This is a genomic window from Amycolatopsis mediterranei (genome assembly GCF_026017845.1).
In the GTDB taxonomy this organism is placed as follows: domain Bacteria; phylum Actinomycetota; class Actinomycetes; order Mycobacteriales; family Pseudonocardiaceae; genus Amycolatopsis; species Amycolatopsis mediterranei.
The window spans coordinates 6,188,309-6,203,452 of sequence record NZ_CP100416.1; the positions used below are offsets into that span (position 1 = coordinate 6,188,309).

Below are 15,144 nucleotides of genomic sequence, written 5' to 3' on the forward strand. Positions count from 1 at the left end.
GCGGCGCGGGGGTCACCAGGCGCCGGCGAGCAGGTCCCTCGTCTCCCCCAGCAGCTGCGGGAGCACCTTCGTCTGGCCGATGATCGGCATGAAGTTGGCGTCCCCGCCCCACCGCGGCACCAGGTGCTGGTGCAGGTGCGCGGCGATCCCCGCGCCCGCGATGTGCCCCTGGTTCAGCCCGATGTTGAAGCCGTGCGCGCCGGACACCGCGCGGATCACCTTCATCGCGTGCTGGGTGAACTCGGCGACCTCGCGCGTCTCCTCGACCGTCAGCTCGGTGTAGTCCGCGACGTGCCGGTACGGCACCACCATCAGGTGCCCCGGGTTGTACGGGTAGAGGTTCAGCACCGCGAACACGAGGTCGCCGCGGGCGACGATCAGGCCCGTTTTGTCGTCCAGCGAAGGGATCCGGCAGAACGGGCAGCCGGTGTCCTCCTCGCCGTCCGGCTTGTCCTGGCCCTTGATGTAGGCCATCCGGTGCGGGGTCCAGAGGCGCTGGAACGCGTCCTGGACCCCGACGCCCTGCTGCTCGACGAGTTCGGGACCCTTACTCACCGAACGATCGTCTCCAGCGCCTCGGCCGACGGCGACGCGTTTTCGCGGCGCTCGACCCACTCCGCGATCGCCTCGACCGCCTTTTCCACCGGCACGCCGTTGATCTGGCCGCCGTCGCGGAAGCGGAACGACACCGCGCCCGCCTCGACGTCCTTCGCGCCGGCCAGCAGCATGAAGGGCACCTTCTGCGTGGTGTGCGTGCGGATCTTCTTCTGCATCCGGTCGTCGCTGGCGTCGACCTCGGCGCGGAGCCCCTTGGCGCGCAACGCCTTCTCGACGTCCTGCAGGTACTCGACCTGGTCGGCGGTGATCGGGATGCCGACCACCTGCACCGGCGACAGCCACGCCGGGAAGGCACCCGCGTAGTGCTCGGTGAGCACGCCGAAGAAGCGTTCGATCGACCCGAACAGCGCGCGGTGGATCATCACCGGCGTCTGGCGCGAGCCGTCCGGCGCGGTGTACTCGAGCCCGAACCGCTTGTTCTGGTTGAAGTCCAGCTGGATGGTCGACATCTGCCAGGTGCGGCCGATCGCGTCCTTGGCCTGCACCGAGATCTTCGGGCCGTAGAAGGCCGCGCCGCCCGGGTCCGGGACCAGCTCGAGGCCGGAGTCGACGGCGGCCTGCCGCAGCGTCTCGGTGGCCTCCTCCCACTCCCAGTCCTCGCCGATGAACTTGTCGGAGTCACCGCGGGTCGACAGCTCGAGGTAGAAGTCGGAGAGGCCGTAGTCGGCGAGCAGGTCGAGGACGAACTTGAGCAGCGACCGCAGCTCGCCCGGCATCTGCTCCTTGGTGCAGTAGATGTGCGAGTCGTCCATCGTCAGGCCGCGCACGCGGGTGAGGCCGTGCACCACGCCGGACTTCTCGTAGCGGTACACCGTGCCGAACTCGAACAGCCGCAGCGGCAGCTCGCGGTAGGACCGCCCGCGCGAGCGGAAGATCAGGTTGTGCATCGGGCAGTTCATCGCCTTGAGGTAGTAGTTCTCCTCGTCGAACTGCACCGGCGGGAACATCGTGTCGGCGTAGTAGGGCAGGTGGCCGGAGGTGTGGAACAGCTCCCCCTTGCTGATGTGCGGGGTGTTCACGAACTCGTAGCCGGCCTCTTCGTGGCGGCGGCGCGAGTAGTTCTCCAGCTCGCGGCGGATGATGCCGCCCTTCGGGTGGAACACCGGCAGGCCGGAGCCGATCTCCTCGGGGAAGGAGAACAGGTCCAGCTCGGCGCCGAGCTTGCGGTGGTCGCGGCGCTCGGCCTCGGCGATGCGCTCGAGGTAGGCGTCCTGCGCCTCGGCCGACTCCCACGCGGTGCCGTAGATCCGCTGCAGCTGCGGGTTCTTTTCGCTGCCCCGCCAGTACGCGGCGGCGACGCGGGTCAGCTTGAACGCCGGGATGAACTTCGTGGTCGGCACGTGCGGACCACGGCAGAGGTCACTCCAGACACGTTCCTTGGTGCGCGGGTCGAGATTGTCGTAGATGGTGAGTTCACCCTCGCCGACCTCCATCACCTCGGAGGTGTCCACTTCGGACTTGAGGTCCACGAGTTCGAGCTTGAACGGCTCGTCGGCGAGTTCTTTCCTGGCCTCGTCGACGGAGTCGAAAACGCGCCGCGAGAACTGCTGGGCGCCCTTCACGATCTGCTTCATGCGCTTTTCGAGCGCCTGCAGGTCCTCGGGGGTGAACGGCTTGTCGACCGCGAAGTCGTAGTAGAAACCGTCCTTGACCGGCGGACCGATGCCCAGCTTGGCGTCCGGGAACTGCTGCTGGACGGCTTGGGCGAGCACGTGTGCCGCCGAGTGGCGGATGACGCTGCGGCCGTCTTCGGTGTTCGCGGCGACCGGCTCGACCTCGGCGTCGGCTTCGGGCACCCAGGCGAGGTCGCGCAGCTTGCCCTCGGCGTCGCGGACCACGACGACCGTGTCCTCGCCCTTGGTCGGCAGACCGGCTTCGCGGACCGCCGCGCCCGCCGTAGTACCCGCCGGTACCACCACACGGGAGGCGGCCACGGGGGAAACGGGGGGCGACTGGGACACGATCGGCTCCTCAAGCTGGAGTGACAGAGATGACGCCGTCGATGCTAGTCGGCTGCACTCGCGCCCCTCACGCGCGTGGCGCGAACGCCGGACCGGCCGCCTCCCCCGGGGGAAGCGCCGGTCCGATGGTGCTCAGAGGGTCTCGACGACCTGGTCGAAGTCCAGCCGCGGCAGGCGGTCGAACCACGGGTTCTCGCCCGGCTTGCCGACGTTGACGACGACCAGCGAGCGCCACTTCCGGTCCGCGAAGAACTCGTCGTCGACGCCCTGGGCGTCGAAGCCGGTCATCGGGCCGGCGGCCAGCCCGGCGGCGCGGACGCCGATGATGAAGTAGCCGACCTGCAGCAGCGAGTTGAGCTTGCTGAACTCGACGCGGCCCTGCTCGTCGGCGAAGTTGTCCTTGACCGCCGGGTTGTGCGGGAACACCTGGGGGATGTTTTCGTGGAAGTCGACGTCCGCGGCGAGCACGACGGTCAGCGGCGCGGCTTCGGTCTTGGCCCGGTTGCCCGGCGACAGATGCGGCAGCAGGCGGGCCTTCGCCTCGGCGGTCCGGAGCACCAGCGCGCGCAGCGGCTGGGTGTTCATCGACGTCGGGGCCCACTTGACGAGGTCGTAGATCGCGCGGACCTGCTCCTCGGTCACCGGCTCGGAGCTGAAACTGTTGGCCGTGCGGGCCTCGCGGAACAGCAGGTTCTGGACGTCCGCGGGCACCTGGAGGGCTTCGGTCTGCTCGGCAAAGGTGGTCATGGGGCTGAGCTTCCTTCCGTTGGGTCGGTACCCCGTGCAACCAGGTTGAGCGTTGAACTATTTCGAGCTCAACTACTTTGTGGCGGTGAGGTGGATCACCGGGTGCGAGAGGTGGTCACCCGACCGGGTTACGACGGCCTGCTCGGGTGCCGGTAACCGGGGCGAACGGCGGCAGCCGCGGTGGCCCGGCCGGCGCGCGTCTCCCCGGCGAACAGGGGCACCGGGGCGACCTGATGGCCCGGCTCGCCCTCGTGCCGAGGCGAGCCGGTAGCGCGGTGCAGCCGAACCGGCGGCTCACGGGTCGCCACGGCTGCGCCTCGGCTGCGTCCGTGTCCGTTTGCCGGGCAGTCCCGGGAGTACCCGGCAAACGGACACGGCCGCCGGCTCCCCGCGGTGGGAGTCGGCGGCCGTGGTGCGCGGCGCGGCGTGAAGACGGGTCAGTAGGCGCCCTGCCCGCCCATCACCGCGCGGAAAGTCTTCCAGAGGATCACCAGGTCCAGGGCGAGCGACCAGTCCTCGACGTAGCGCAGGTCCAGCCGGATGCTCTCCGCCCAGGTGAGGTCACTGCGCCCGCTGACCTGCCAGAGGCCCGTGAGGCCCGGCTTGACGAGCAGGCGGCGGCGGGCGTCCGGCGGGTACTGCTCGGTTTCCTCCGGCAGCGGCGGCCGCGGGCCGACGAGCGACATCTTCCCGGAGACGACGTTGAACAGCTGCGGCACCTCGTCGAGCGAATACCGGCGCAGGAAACCACCCACCCGGGTGATACGCGGGTCGCGCTTCATCTTGAAGAGCGGGCCCGCGCCTTCGTTGTCCGCCGCCAGGGTTTGCTTGATCGCGTCGGCATTGGTGACCATCGTCCGGAACTTGAGCATGGTGAACGTCGCGCCGTCGCGGCCGACGCGGCTCTGGCGGTAGATCACCGGGCCGCGGTCGTTCAGCTTGATGGCGACCGCGATCGCGAGCAGCACCGGGGACAGCAGGGTGAGCAGCAGGGCCGAGCCGCAGCGGTCGACGATCTCCTTCACCACGCGGCGGCCGCCGGTGAACATCGGCGCGGTGACCCGCAACAGCGGCATGCCGAGGACGCCGGTGACGTTGAGCCGGGGCCCGGCGACCTCCATCAGCACGGGCGCCACCACCATCTCCGCGCCGGTGCCCTCCATGTCCCAGGCCAGTCGCTGCAGTCGTTTCGGCGTCCAGTACTGGTCGGCGGTGATTGCCACGACCCGGTAGCCGCCGCGCCGGACGTGCCGGGACAGCTCCTCCAGCCTGCCGACCACCGGGACGCCGTCGATCTCGCCGCTGTCGCGGTCTTCGCCGTGGCCGCTGAACGTGCAGGCGGCCTCGACGCGCCAGCCGACGTGCACTTCCGAGCGGGTGCGGGCGATCAGGTCGGCGACGGTTTCCGGGCTGCCGGCGGCCATCACGGGCAGCAGGCAGAGTCCCTTGGCGCGCTTGCGGTGCAGCACCTGGCGCAGCAGGTAGCGCTGCGGGAAGGCGACCAGCGCGATGGCCGGCACCACGACGAACACCCAGACCTGGACCTCGAGCGCGCCGAACAGCAGGCCGCCCAGGGCGACCAGGACGGCCGCGGTGAGGAAGCCGCGGCCGAGGGTGCGGTACTCCTCCGCGCCTTCGCCGAGCACCCGCGGGCTCCAGGCCCGGCTGGCGGGCAGCGAGGCGAACACCGCGAGCATGGTGCCGAAGGCGTGCATGTCGTGCGGGGCAACGCGATCGATGACGAACGCGCTGATCGCGATCACCAGCAGCGTGATGAACACATCGCTGCCGATGACCCAGGCTCTGTACCGCGCTTCCCAGGCCGCCGGCCACGCCTTGGCGGACGGGCCCCCGGTGTCGCCGGGGTGGTCGCCCCGCCTGACCGGACGCGGGATGGCCTGGAGGTCGATGTGCGGCGGTGGCTGGCTCACCGTGTACGAAGGCCGCACCGACTCTTCCATCTGACCTCCCGGGAACTGGATCGAGTTGAGCCGCGGGCACGCAGCGTCACCGGACATAACTTCGGAGAGTCACTGCCTATTGGTGGTCGCGCAGAGCCCGCGGAGGCTTCACACGGCAAGTTATCGGCGACTCTCTCGGCAGTGTTACAAGGGATTTCCAGCCACATGCTGCGTGACATCCCCGCCAGAAAATGGCCGAAAGATAACGAGATGAAGACGATGCGTAATAGGGCGTATCCCCACAAAAACTACGTTGCGTAGCCAAGAGGGTGATGCCCGCACCCGGGTGGACCAAGCTGGGCCGAACGGCCCAGCGGGGTCTTCCGGAATCTACTGTGGACACTGTGGCGGCCGGCTCGTCCACAGTGGACCAGCCGGGTCGGCGGTTCACTGTCGCGCGGGTCCGGTCGCCACCGAGGGTGACATTCTTCGCCGTGCCGTCACGCGCGCCGGTTCTGTCACACGTCGTCGCCGAGCGGTCACGCCGCCACGGGGCAACTGGCGTGCCGAGGATCACATCCGGCCTCCCACGGGTGGCGTTCGACAGAAAACCGCCGCGGCGGCAGGCTTGCGAGGCAGTTCCGGCGGGCCCCGGCGGCGGGGGCGCGAACCGCTCTCGTGAGCTGATACGGATGATCCGAACGGATCGTTCACTCCGCTTCGGGATACCCGCCGGTCCTTGCCTTGAAAAGCCGACCCGACCTGGGGTCCGGGGCTTGCCCCCGGCGGGGTTGTAGGGCTCGGCCCCACAAGACACGACGAGAAGAGCCCTGTTTGCGCGTTCCGCAAACAGGGCTCTTCCGCGAAGCTCGTGGGCGATACTGGGATCGAACCAGTGACCTCTTCGGTGTGAACGAAGCGCTCTCCCGCTGAGCTAATCGCCCGCCCGCGATGGTGGTCTCGACTTTAGCGTACGACTTTCAGGCGCCTGCAAACGGGTGGTCCTGACCGACCACACTCCGCTTACCGGCGAGTACGGAACGCACAACCCCGAGCTAGCCAGGGTTGTCGGGCCGGGGGGCCGCCTGACGCCACGTTCGACATCCGTGCGACGGTGCTATCGCCCGGCGACTAAACCGCGCAGTATGGAGGCGTGGGCTCCGCGGGGCGCGCCGGTCAGTTGCGCGCCGCGGGTGGTCACGGGTGGAGACGGGGGCCGAAGAGCCCGGACGGGTGATTTGCGGCGCACCCGCGACGGAATCGGCCTCCTGATGCGTCCAAGTGGTGACGCCCTCGGCCGGGCCGGGCCGGGAAGGGAGACGAAGGGTAGGACGATGCGCAACGATCACGTGACGCTCCGCTCGACGGCGGTCTTCGACCTGCTGGCGCCGCGGACTCCCGCGGTTCCGGTCAAGGTGGAGCTGCGCTACGACACACGCGACCCGTACGCGGTCGTCGCCGCTTTCCGCACCGGCCGCGCCGGCTGGGTCGAGTGGGTGTACGCCCGTGACCTCCTCGCAGACGGCCTCCTGGCCGACGCGGGTGACGGTGACGTCCGCATCCGCCCCTCCGTCGAGGACCCCGAGGCGGTCCTGATCGAGCTGAACTCGCCGTCCGGGCACGCCATGTTCGAGGCGTCCGCCCAGGAGCTGGCCGACTTCCTCGACCGGACGTACGACGTGGTGCTGCCGGGCAACGAGCACCTGTGGGTCGACGTCGACGACGCGCTCACCCACCTCATCCCGCACGATCTGGCCTGATGACGGCCCCGCAACGGCAGAGTGACACCCCGGTGTCGAACCCGCTTCCGGGGTCCGATATGGTTTTCCCACACCACGGCGACGGGGGCACGACCTCCCGGAGCTGCGGAATGCGGATGTAGCGCAGCTGGTAGCGCATCACCTTGCCAAGGTGAGGGTCGCGGGTTCGAATCCCGTCATCCGCTCGGTAGGCTCTCGAGCCTGTCACGGTGGAGTGGCCGAGAGGCGAGGCAACGGCCTGCAAAGCCGTGTACACGGGTTCGAATCCCGTCTCCACCTCGCGCGATTAGCTCAGCGGGAGAGCGCTTCCCTGACACGGAAGAGGTCACTGGTTCAATCCCAGTATCGCGCACCATATGTTTTCGCAGGTCAGAAGCCCTGTCTCTCCCCGGAGGGGCAGGGCTTCAGTCGTCAGATGGCGATGAAATGGCGGTGAGCCCCCGGACCGGGTTCCAGGCGCCGGGACCGCAGGTGCGGGAACCATGCCACCAGTTTCGCCCGTTCGCCTGGGTACAGGGACGCCAGCGACCGCAGCCAGCGTTCCTCCAGGGCGTCCAGGATCTGGTTCACCATCGCCGGGGTCACGTGGTCGTAGACCCGGGCAATGCCCTTCATCTTCTGCCCCAGCCGGGCGCGCCGGGCGACCTCCGGGATGCCATCCTCGGTCAGCCAGGTGGCGTGGGTGTGGCGGCCCTCGTGGAAGGTGAACGTCGGCAGGATCGGCGGGCGCCGCTCCCCCGCGCCGACGTCATCGAGTTCATTGCCGTCCCACGCCGGGCGCCAGAACCGGATCCGGAAGTTCGACCTCCGCCACGGATGCCCCTCCGGGGTGCTCAGCACGAACGGATCGCGGTGGCTATCCATCAGCTCCTCGTAGAGCACCGCGATCCCCGGCGGCAACGCCACGAACCGACTCCCTGCGGGGGTTTTGGTCCGGCCCTTCTTGGGCCGGGAGTTCCCCCGCCTCGTCGGCGGCCGCTTCTGGCCGTCCGAGTGATGGTCATCACTCTTCCGGCCTCCTTTGTAGACCTTCCCGGCCACTTCCTTCAGCGGTGTGCGGATCTCGATGCCGCGGCGCTCGGCGTCGTACTCGTGCCGCTGCTGCCCGACAAGTTCACCCCATCGGGCGCCGGTGTAGACGTCCATCAGGCAGAGCACGAACCCCGACTTGCCCAGCCCCAGCTCGTAGAGCCGCATCGCGGCCCGCAACGCCTGCGCCGGCGTGGCCACCAGCCGCTCGGTGTCGAACTCCCCGTTGGTCACCCGGACACCGTTGCACGGGTTGGCCGGGATCATCCGCGCACGCACGGCGCCGTTGAGGATGGTGGAGAACAACGCGAAGTACGACGACACCGAGGACTCGGCGAACTCTTCGTGCAGCTCCGAGAGCCAGCGCTCGATCTCGACGTAACCGTTGAAGATCGCGACCAGCGGCCACGCGTTCCACTGCGGAAGCAGCTGGTTGTCGAGAAACGACCGGTACTTCGCGATCGTGTTCAGCTCCAGCCGCGGAGACACCGTCTCCAGCCACTCCTCGGCGAAATCCTCAAAGCGGGTCTCGCCATCCCGCGGATCCAACCACAGGTTCCGCCGAATCAAGGCTTCCTGCTCCAAGCCCCAGTCCTCGGCAGCCTTCTTGGTGGGAAACCCCGACTTACTCCCCCACGTCCCATCAGGACGTTTGTAGCGGGCACTCCACTCGCGAGTCCCGGCGGCTTCCTGGCCGTAGGCCAGCTCTGACTCCTCTTCCCTGTTACTCCGCCCGCATCACGCGGCTCGGAAGTCCTGGGCAACGTCCTGAACGGACACCCGCCGCCCGGCAGCTTCACCGGCGCGGCGCTGAGCCGCACGATCTCGGCGACATCGCCCCGGGTGAACCGGTAGTGCTTCCCGAACCGGTGATGTGGCAACACCCCGGCGGCGGCCTGGTCCTTCAACGTCCTCGGCGACAACTCCCCCACCTCTTCCGCGGTCAGCAAAGCGTCCGGATCCACCGGCGGCTCCGGCGCGGTCGCGCGGACCGCCGCCGCCAGCTCACGGATCGCAGCAGCAACCGCACAACGTAAGCATGTTCCTGCTCGAGTTCGGTTTCCATCACGTACTCCTACGCTTTTCTCGTTGAGCTTCAGAGGAAATCAAGGGACGTGTTCGCCGCAGCACACAGCAATTCATGCCGACGAACCCACGAGCAGTCAATAGTTTCTTGAAACCGATCCAAATAACCTCGTCACCACATGTCCCGCCGACACCGCGCAATTTAGGCACGGTATTATTCGACGACACGGACGGCAGCCAGGCCGATCAGACCGTCCCGTTCGGCCTCGACGGCGTGTCGTATGAGATCGACCTCTCGACACCGAACGTCAACACGTTGCGCACCGCACTGGCGCCATACGTGTCAGCCGCGCGCCGCACCGGAGGGCGGCGCGTCAGGGTCGCGGTCGGCCAGTCAACTGAACGCGGCAAAGACGAGCCCACGCAGCCGCCGAATACACGGCGACCCACGATATCCGTGCACGGGCTCAGGACAACGGCTACGAAATAGCCGCCCGAGGACGAATCCCAGCTTCGGTCGTCGAGGCATACCATACAGCTCGCGAAACCGGCGGCTCGACGACTTCTCGAAAGACTCGACCCCCATCGAAATCAAAGCCAGAGCCCAAGCGCGGCAAATGACCCTCTCGCAGCACTGAAGGCGCTCGCCCCACCCAACCCGAAGGACGACGTTCACCAACCAGCCGCCGGAATCGGCGCGACACAGAAGCGTCATCAGCATCCTCCGTAAGTAGCAGACCGCACCGGCCGCGTGGCCGGTGACGCCCCCTGACTCCGGCAGCGCGCTCAGTTCGTAGGCAGCGGGGCCACGAGATCCCCGGTAGCCGGTAGCGCGGTTTCCCGCTGGCCGCGCAGACGTCAGGCGGTCCGGCCGCGACGCTGGCAACAGACGTCCACCCGACTGAGAGGCCAGGAACATGACCACCTTGAGCGGACACCATCGACCCAGGACACTCGTCGTCGGAGGAATCGCCGCGACCGCACTGGTGTTCCTGACCGGTTGCGATTCTTCCGCCCCGGGTGCCACCGGGTCGACCGAGGGGACCACGCCCGTCGCGCAGGCTGCGCAGGCGGTGCAGGGCCAGTTCGTCCGCGTCGTCACGGACATCGGCCCGTCGGTCGTGCAGATCACCACCGGCCAGGGTCTGGGTTCGGGAATCGTCTTCGACACCAGAGGCGACATCGTGACCAACGACCACGTGGTCGCCGGCGCCGGCACCTTGCAGGTCACCCTGGCCAACGGCAAACAGTACACCGCGCAGTTCGTCGGCAGCTTCAAGCCGGACGACCTGGCCGTCCTCCACATCATCGCCCCCGGCCTACAGGCCGCCACGTTCGCCGACTCCAAGAACCTGTCCGTCGGCGACGTCGTCATGGCGATCGGCAACCCGCTCGGGCTCAAGAGCAGTGTCACCGAGGGGATCGTCAGCGCGCTCGGCCGGACCGTGAGCGAGGACAACGGGGTCGTGCTGCCCAACGTGATCGAGACCAGCGCCGCGATCAACCCGGGCAACTCGGGTGGCGCGCTGGTGAACCTCGACGGCCAGGTGGTCGGCATCCCGACCCTCGCGGCCACGGACCCGCAGCTGGGCGGCGGCGCCGCCCCGGGCATCGGCTTCGCCATCCCGGCCAACATGGTGCACAACATCGCCACCCAGCTCATCGACACGGGCACCGTGGCCAACACCAACCGGGCGTACCTGGGCGTGCAGGTCGGTGCGACGACCAGCGGCGGGGTGCTGGTGACCGGGGTGGACGCGGGCGGCGTGGCCGCGCGCGCGGGCATCACGACCGGGGACGTGATCACCGCGGTCAACGGCACCCTCACGCCCGATCCGACCACGCTCGCCGAGACCGTCGCCGACCTGAAGCCCGGCCAGACGGTGCCGGTGGCGATCACCACGTCGGACGGGACGGCGAGGACCGTTCAGGTCACCCTCGGCCAGTACCCCGGCTGACGGAGATGGACGGCTTCGACCCGGCCACCGGCGTCGTGGTGATCGCGGCCACCAACCGGCCCGAGGTGCTGGACCCCGGCGCTGCTGCGCCCGGGCCGCTTCGACCGCCAGGTCGTGATCCCGCTGCCGACGCAACGGGAACGCCTCGCGATCCTCGCGGTGCACAGCAAGGGCAAGCTGCTCGACGACGACGTCGACCTCACCGTCGTGGCCCGTGGCACCCCGGGATTCTCCGGCGCCGACCTCGCCAACCTGATCAACGAGGCCGCGATCTTCGCGGTGCGCCGCGGCCGCGACGTGCTCGACGCGCTGGACTTCGCCGAGGCGCGCGACCGGATCCTGCTCGGCCACCGGGACAGCTCGAACGCCCTGCTGCCCGAGGAAAAGCACGCGGTCGCGGTGCACGAGAGCGGCCACGCACTGGTCGCCGCGCTGTCCGAACACGGCGATCCCGTCGCCAAGGTGACGATCCTGCCGGCCGGCCAGGCCCTCGGCGTGACCGAGCAGCTTCCGGTCGACGAGCGGCACCTGTACTCGGCGGGCTACCTGCACGACTCCCTCGCCATCCGGATGGGCGGCCGGGCCGCGGAGCTCGTCGTGTTCGGCGCGGTCTCCACGGGCGCGGCCGACGATCTGGCCGGCGCGACCGCCCTGGCCACGCGAATGGTGCGTGAGTTCGGCATGAGCGCCGCAGTGGGCCCGGTCGGCTTCGCCGCCGAGCGGCCGACGTGCCTCGGCGGCGAGCAAGTCACCAGCCGGCCCTACGCCGAGGCCACGCAACGGCTCATCGACCGCGAGGTGACCAAGCTGCTCCGCGCACATTTCCACGCCGAAGCCGCGCTGCCTTCCCGACCAGCGGCCAATCCCGCTACCGGCTAGCGGTAAGGCACCGGTTCGGGCTGACGGGTGATCGGTTCGACCGGCAGTACCGATGCGCGACCGGGCCGCCGGGTGGAGGCTGAGGTGGACGGTGACCGGCCACGAGAGGACGGGGCATGGGTTCTGGCGCGATCTGGGGTCTGGCCATCGCGACCTTCGCGGCCGCCGCCGTGGAGGTCGTCGAGGCGCTGACCGTCGTCCTGGCGATGGGGTTGACCCGCGGCTGGCGGTCGACGTTGCTGGGTAGCGCGGCCGCGTTACTGACACTCGCCGCATTCACCGTGGTGACCGGGTACGCGCTGACGACCTGGCTGCCCCGGTCGGCGCTGCAGCTCGTGGTCGGCACGTTGCTGCTGGTCTTCGGGTTGAAGTGGTTGCGCAAGGCCGTCCTGCGCAGCGCCGGCCGCAAGGCGCGGCATGACGAGCAGGCGGCGTTCCACCGACAGGCCGAGGCCGCACGGGCAGCCGGCGAACGACGGCGGCTCGGGCTGGACTGGTTCTCGTTCGTGGTCAGCCTCAAGGCTGTGTTCCTCGAAGGTGTCGAGGTCGTGTTCATCGTGATCACCTTCGGGGTCAATGCCGGCGACGTGCCGGTCGCTGTCGGCGCGGCGTGCGCGGCGGTCGTCGTCGTGGTCACCGCGGGAGTGCTGGCGCGGGCCCCGCTCGCCCGCGTTCCGGAGAACACCCTCAAGTACGGCGTCGGCCTGATGCTGGCCGGCTTCGGCACGTTCTGGGCGGTCGAAGGGCTGGGTGTGCTGCGCCCGGGCGGCGCGAGCCTGGAGTGGCCCGGCGGTGACGTGGCCGTCCTGGCCCTGCTGGCCGGCTGGTTTCTGCTTTCCCGCGTTCTGGTCGCCCGGTACCGCGCTACCTCGCGCTCCTGGCCGGCGCGCCGGCCGTACTGCTCTCGCCGCTGCTCGCCCTCGCCCTCGGCGCCGCGTTCACGGCCGCGCTGCTCATCGACACACCGCCTCGCCGGGGGTGATCCTCACCGGGGCGACCGCCACCTTATCGCCGCGGAACCCATGCTCAACGGGCGTCGGCCGGCTAGGCGATCGGCAGCCTCAACGTCTTTCACGAGTGATCGTGGCCGGCCACGGCGTCAGGTGATCCGCCCATCATGCGCAGCATGTCCCGGCCGCCACTGCGGAAGAACCGGACGAGCAGGACGGCGGCGAGGATCAGGAAGGCGATGTTGAGCCAGGTGGTGTAGTTCCACGAGATCCCCTCGGTCATCACCGTCGCGGAGCGCTGCTTCGGGATCAGGCCGGTCACGCCGAACAGCAGCTCGACCAGGTAGCCGGCGCCCACCATCGCGGCGTAGAAGGTGCCCAGCAGGACCAGGGTCATGCGGGTGCCGTAGTACTTCCGGTAGATGTTCAGGATCGGCAGGATCAGCAGGTCGGCGAAGATGAACGCGACCACGCCACCGAAGCTGATGCCGCCGTTCCACAGCACCGCGGCCAGCGGGACGTTGCCGATGGAGCAGACGAAAGACAGGATGGCCACGATCGGACCGACGATCGGCCCCCACAGCGCGGAGACCACCGGGTGGTCGGTGAAGAAGAACGCCCGCCAGAACGACTCCGGCACCCACGCGCCGATCGCCCCGGCGATGAGCAGGCCGATCACCAGGTCCCGCAGGATCGCTGCCCACTCCATCACGAACACGTGCGCCACCGAGGTGAACCCGCGCGGCGAGAACAGGCGCCGGCGGAACGAGCCCTCGCCGGTGACCGACATGTCCATCGCGGCGTGGCCCTCCATCGACCCCGCCAAGCCGCGCTCGGCCTGCTCGCCGGCCTTCTCGAGCAAGCGCTTACGGACGAAGATCCGGAACAGCAGGGCCAGCAGCACGATCATGATCGGGCCGCCGACGAACTCGGCGGCGGTGAACTGCCAGCCCATCAGCAGCGCCATGATGATGCCCAGCTCGACCACGAGGTTCGTGGAGCCGATCTCGAAGGCCATCGCCGCGGTGAAGTTCGCACCCTTGCGGAACAGCGAGCGGGCCAGCGCGACCGCGGCGTATGAGCACGACGAGGACGCGGCGCCCAGCAGCGACGCCACCGCGAGCGTGCGCGGCCGGTCGTCGCCCATCAGCCGGACGATCGTGGCCTTGCGCACCACCGCCTGCACCACCGCGGACAACAGGAACCCGAGGATCAGCGCCCACAGGATCTCCCAGGTCATCGACCCGGCCAACGCGAGCGCGTGCCCTATCGCGTTCATTCTCACCGGCCCTCTCATACGGGTACGGGGTATTTGACGTAGGCGGACGCGCACGACAGGGATCAGCATCCCAAGTGCGCCGGTTCCTCGCATTGCGGCTACCCGGAATCCGGAGTTCGCCGCTAGCGGTGACGACGTGCGCCGCCTGGCGCCGCACGATGGAAGGAGACCGAAAATACGACGGAGGCGTGCTCCTCGTGCTCAGCGCGGTGTGGCCCGCCGCACGGGGCAAGCTCGCCGGGCCGAACGCGATCCTGTCCGTCCTCGTCGTGGTCCTGGTCCCGATCACGACAGACGCCGGCGAATGGCTCGAGCGCCACGTCGCCTCGACCCCGCTGGTGCGGACCCACACCGAACTCGGCGACACCGCGCTCTGGGTCGCGCTCCCGGTGGCCGTGCTCGCGCTCCTCGTCTGGTGGCGCCACCGGGAGAGTTCGCGAACCCAAGGACACGGGACGAGCCGCCGGACGTTCCTCGCCCCCGGCCTCGACGGCGGTCACCGTCGTGCTTTCGGTACTGGCGATCGTGGCCGGGGGCGCGGCCGCCTACGACATCTACCGCATCGGCGACTCCGGCGCACAGGCCAGCTGGCAGGGCCAGTTCAGTACCACCCCGGCACCGCGCGGCGCCGGGCACTAGCCGGGACCGGCGCGAAAGCGCGTGAACGTGATCCGGCGCCGAACGCCCGCGGCGAGCGGGTGCGCGGCGGGCCGGGGCCCGCCGCGCACTCGGTTCAGCGCCGGGTGATCTCCCAGAGCACGTTGTCGCCGTGCTGCTGGGTCCAGAACAGCCGCCAGCCTCCTCCGAACGGGGTCGGCCGCTGGGCGCCGAGGACGCCCTGCGGCGACGGGTCGCCGTTGGACGCGTGGATGCCGGTGATCTCGTTGTCGCCGTCGTTCTGGAACCCGGTCCGGCCGGACAACGCCGAGTCCAGCGTCGCCGACGGGTCGCGGCCCTCGGCGAGGAACCGCACCGGCTGGGCGCCGTGAGCGTAGTCGGCGCGCAGGTCGAACAGGTACGCCGAGTCCAGCAGCCC

Annotated in this window: 10 protein-coding genes, 4 tRNA genes and 2 pseudogenes; 8 read left to right on the plus strand and 8 right to left on the minus strand. The window is 69.2% G+C overall.

Translation table 11 applies throughout. From position 1 onward, the window contains the following. Window positions 1-12 precede the first annotated feature (12 nt). The 5 genes from ISP_RS27705 to ISP_RS27725 all read right to left on the minus strand — a co-directional run bounded on the left by ISP_RS27705 (window position 13) and on the right by ISP_RS27725 (window position 6,171). Window positions 13-555: an HIT family protein gene (locus ISP_RS27705; protein WP_013227148.1), complete on the minus strand. Its 543-nt coding sequence runs from the start codon at window positions 553-555 to the stop codon at window positions 13-15. Further along, on the minus strand, window positions 552-2,579 hold the full coding sequence (gene thrS / locus ISP_RS27710) for a threonine--tRNA ligase (RefSeq protein WP_013227149.1): 2,028 nt from the start codon (window positions 2,577-2,579) through the stop codon (window positions 552-554). Before thrS ends, ISP_RS27705 begins: the two co-directional genes overlap by 4 nt. Before the next feature lie 132 nt (window positions 2,580-2,711). After that, entirely contained in the window at window positions 2,712-3,326 is a 615-nt protein-coding gene (locus ISP_RS27715) for a malonic semialdehyde reductase (protein WP_013227150.1), read from the minus strand. 437 nt (window positions 3,327-3,763) lie between these two features. Further along, a complete protein-coding gene (locus ISP_RS27720; protein WP_014467238.1) occupies window positions 3,764-5,287 on the minus strand; it encodes a sugar transferase in 1,524 nt (507 codons plus the stop codon). Window positions 5,288-6,099: 812 nt separating this feature from the next. Continuing rightward, window positions 6,100-6,171, minus strand: a tRNA-Val gene (locus tag ISP_RS27725). Between the two features lie 390 nt (window positions 6,172-6,561). Between ISP_RS27725 and ISP_RS27730 the strand changes: the two genes are divergently transcribed. From ISP_RS27730 to ISP_RS27745, 4 genes are all read left to right on the plus strand, one after another. Continuing rightward, window positions 6,562-6,987: an SsgA family sporulation/cell division regulator gene (locus ISP_RS27730; protein WP_013227152.1), complete on the plus strand. Its 426-nt coding sequence runs from the start codon at window positions 6,562-6,564 to the stop codon at window positions 6,985-6,987. A 112-nt stretch (window positions 6,988-7,099) separates the two neighbouring features. After that, window positions 7,100-7,172: transfer RNA gene (locus ISP_RS27735), tRNA-Gly, on the plus strand. 23 nt (window positions 7,173-7,195) lie between these two features. Next, a tRNA-Cys gene (locus ISP_RS27740) sits at window positions 7,196-7,266 on the plus strand. Window position 7,267: 1 nt separating this feature from the next. Further along, window positions 7,268-7,342 (plus strand) — tRNA-Val (locus ISP_RS27745). Between the two features lie 56 nt (window positions 7,343-7,398). Here ISP_RS27745 and ISP_RS27750 read toward each other — a convergent pair. Next, window positions 7,399-8,505, minus strand: a complete 1,107-nt coding sequence (locus tag ISP_RS27750) for a tyrosine-type recombinase/integrase (RefSeq protein ID WP_230468374.1) — start codon at window positions 8,503-8,505, stop codon at window positions 7,399-7,401. A 700-nt stretch (window positions 8,506-9,205) separates the two neighbouring features. On the opposite strand from ISP_RS27750, the pseudogene ISP_RS48305 reads away from it, so the two are divergent. From ISP_RS48305 to ISP_RS27765, 3 genes and pseudogenes are all read left to right on the plus strand, one after another. Beyond that, a pseudogene (locus tag ISP_RS48305) lies at window positions 9,206-9,663 on the plus strand (histone-like nucleoid-structuring protein Lsr2). Between the two features lie 305 nt (window positions 9,664-9,968). Continuing rightward, window positions 9,969-11,000 (plus strand): S1C family serine protease, encoded by a 1,032-nt coding sequence (locus ISP_RS27760; RefSeq protein WP_235204764.1) that lies wholly within the window; start codon window positions 9,969-9,971, stop codon window positions 10,998-11,000. Window positions 11,001-11,114: 114 nt separating this feature from the next. Beyond that, window positions 11,115-11,879 (plus strand): ATP-dependent metallopeptidase FtsH/Yme1/Tma family protein, encoded by a 765-nt coding sequence (locus ISP_RS27765; RefSeq protein WP_013227155.1) that lies wholly within the window; start codon window positions 11,115-11,117, stop codon window positions 11,877-11,879. Between the two features lie 1,071 nt (window positions 11,880-12,950). Here the strand turns inward: ISP_RS27765 and ISP_RS27770 are convergent. Further along, window positions 12,951-14,108: a permease gene (locus ISP_RS27770; RefSeq protein ID WP_013227156.1), complete on the minus strand. Its 1,158-nt coding sequence runs from the start codon at window positions 14,106-14,108 to the stop codon at window positions 12,951-12,953. 504 nt (window positions 14,109-14,612) lie between these two features. Here ISP_RS27770 and ISP_RS27775 point away from each other — a divergent pair. Then, window positions 14,613-14,747, plus strand: a complete 135-nt coding sequence (locus tag ISP_RS27775) for a hypothetical protein (protein ID WP_014467242.1) — start codon at window positions 14,613-14,615, stop codon at window positions 14,745-14,747. 94 nt (window positions 14,748-14,841) lie between these two features. On the opposite strand, the pseudogene ISP_RS27780 reads toward ISP_RS27775, so the two are convergent. After that, window positions 14,842-15,144 (minus strand): annotated as a pseudogene (locus ISP_RS27780) (alkaline phosphatase PhoX); the annotation flags it as partial.

Excerpts from the sequence above, each read along its gene's own strand:
- ISP_RS27715 (WP_013227150.1), bottom strand. The coding sequence starts at position 3,326 with ATGACCACCTTTGCCGAGCAGACCGAAGCCCTCCAGGTGCCCGCGGAC.
- ISP_RS27720 (WP_014467238.1), bottom strand. The coding sequence starts at position 5,287 with ATGGAAGAGTCGGTGCGGCCTTCGTACACGGTGAGCCAGCCACCGCCG.
- ISP_RS27730 (WP_013227152.1), top strand. The coding sequence starts at position 6,562 with ATGCGCAACGATCACGTGACGCTCCGCTCGACGGCGGTCTTCGACCTG.
- ISP_RS27770 (WP_013227156.1), bottom strand. The coding sequence starts at position 14,108 with ATGAACGCGATAGGGCACGCGCTCGCGTTGGCCGGGTCGATGACCTGG.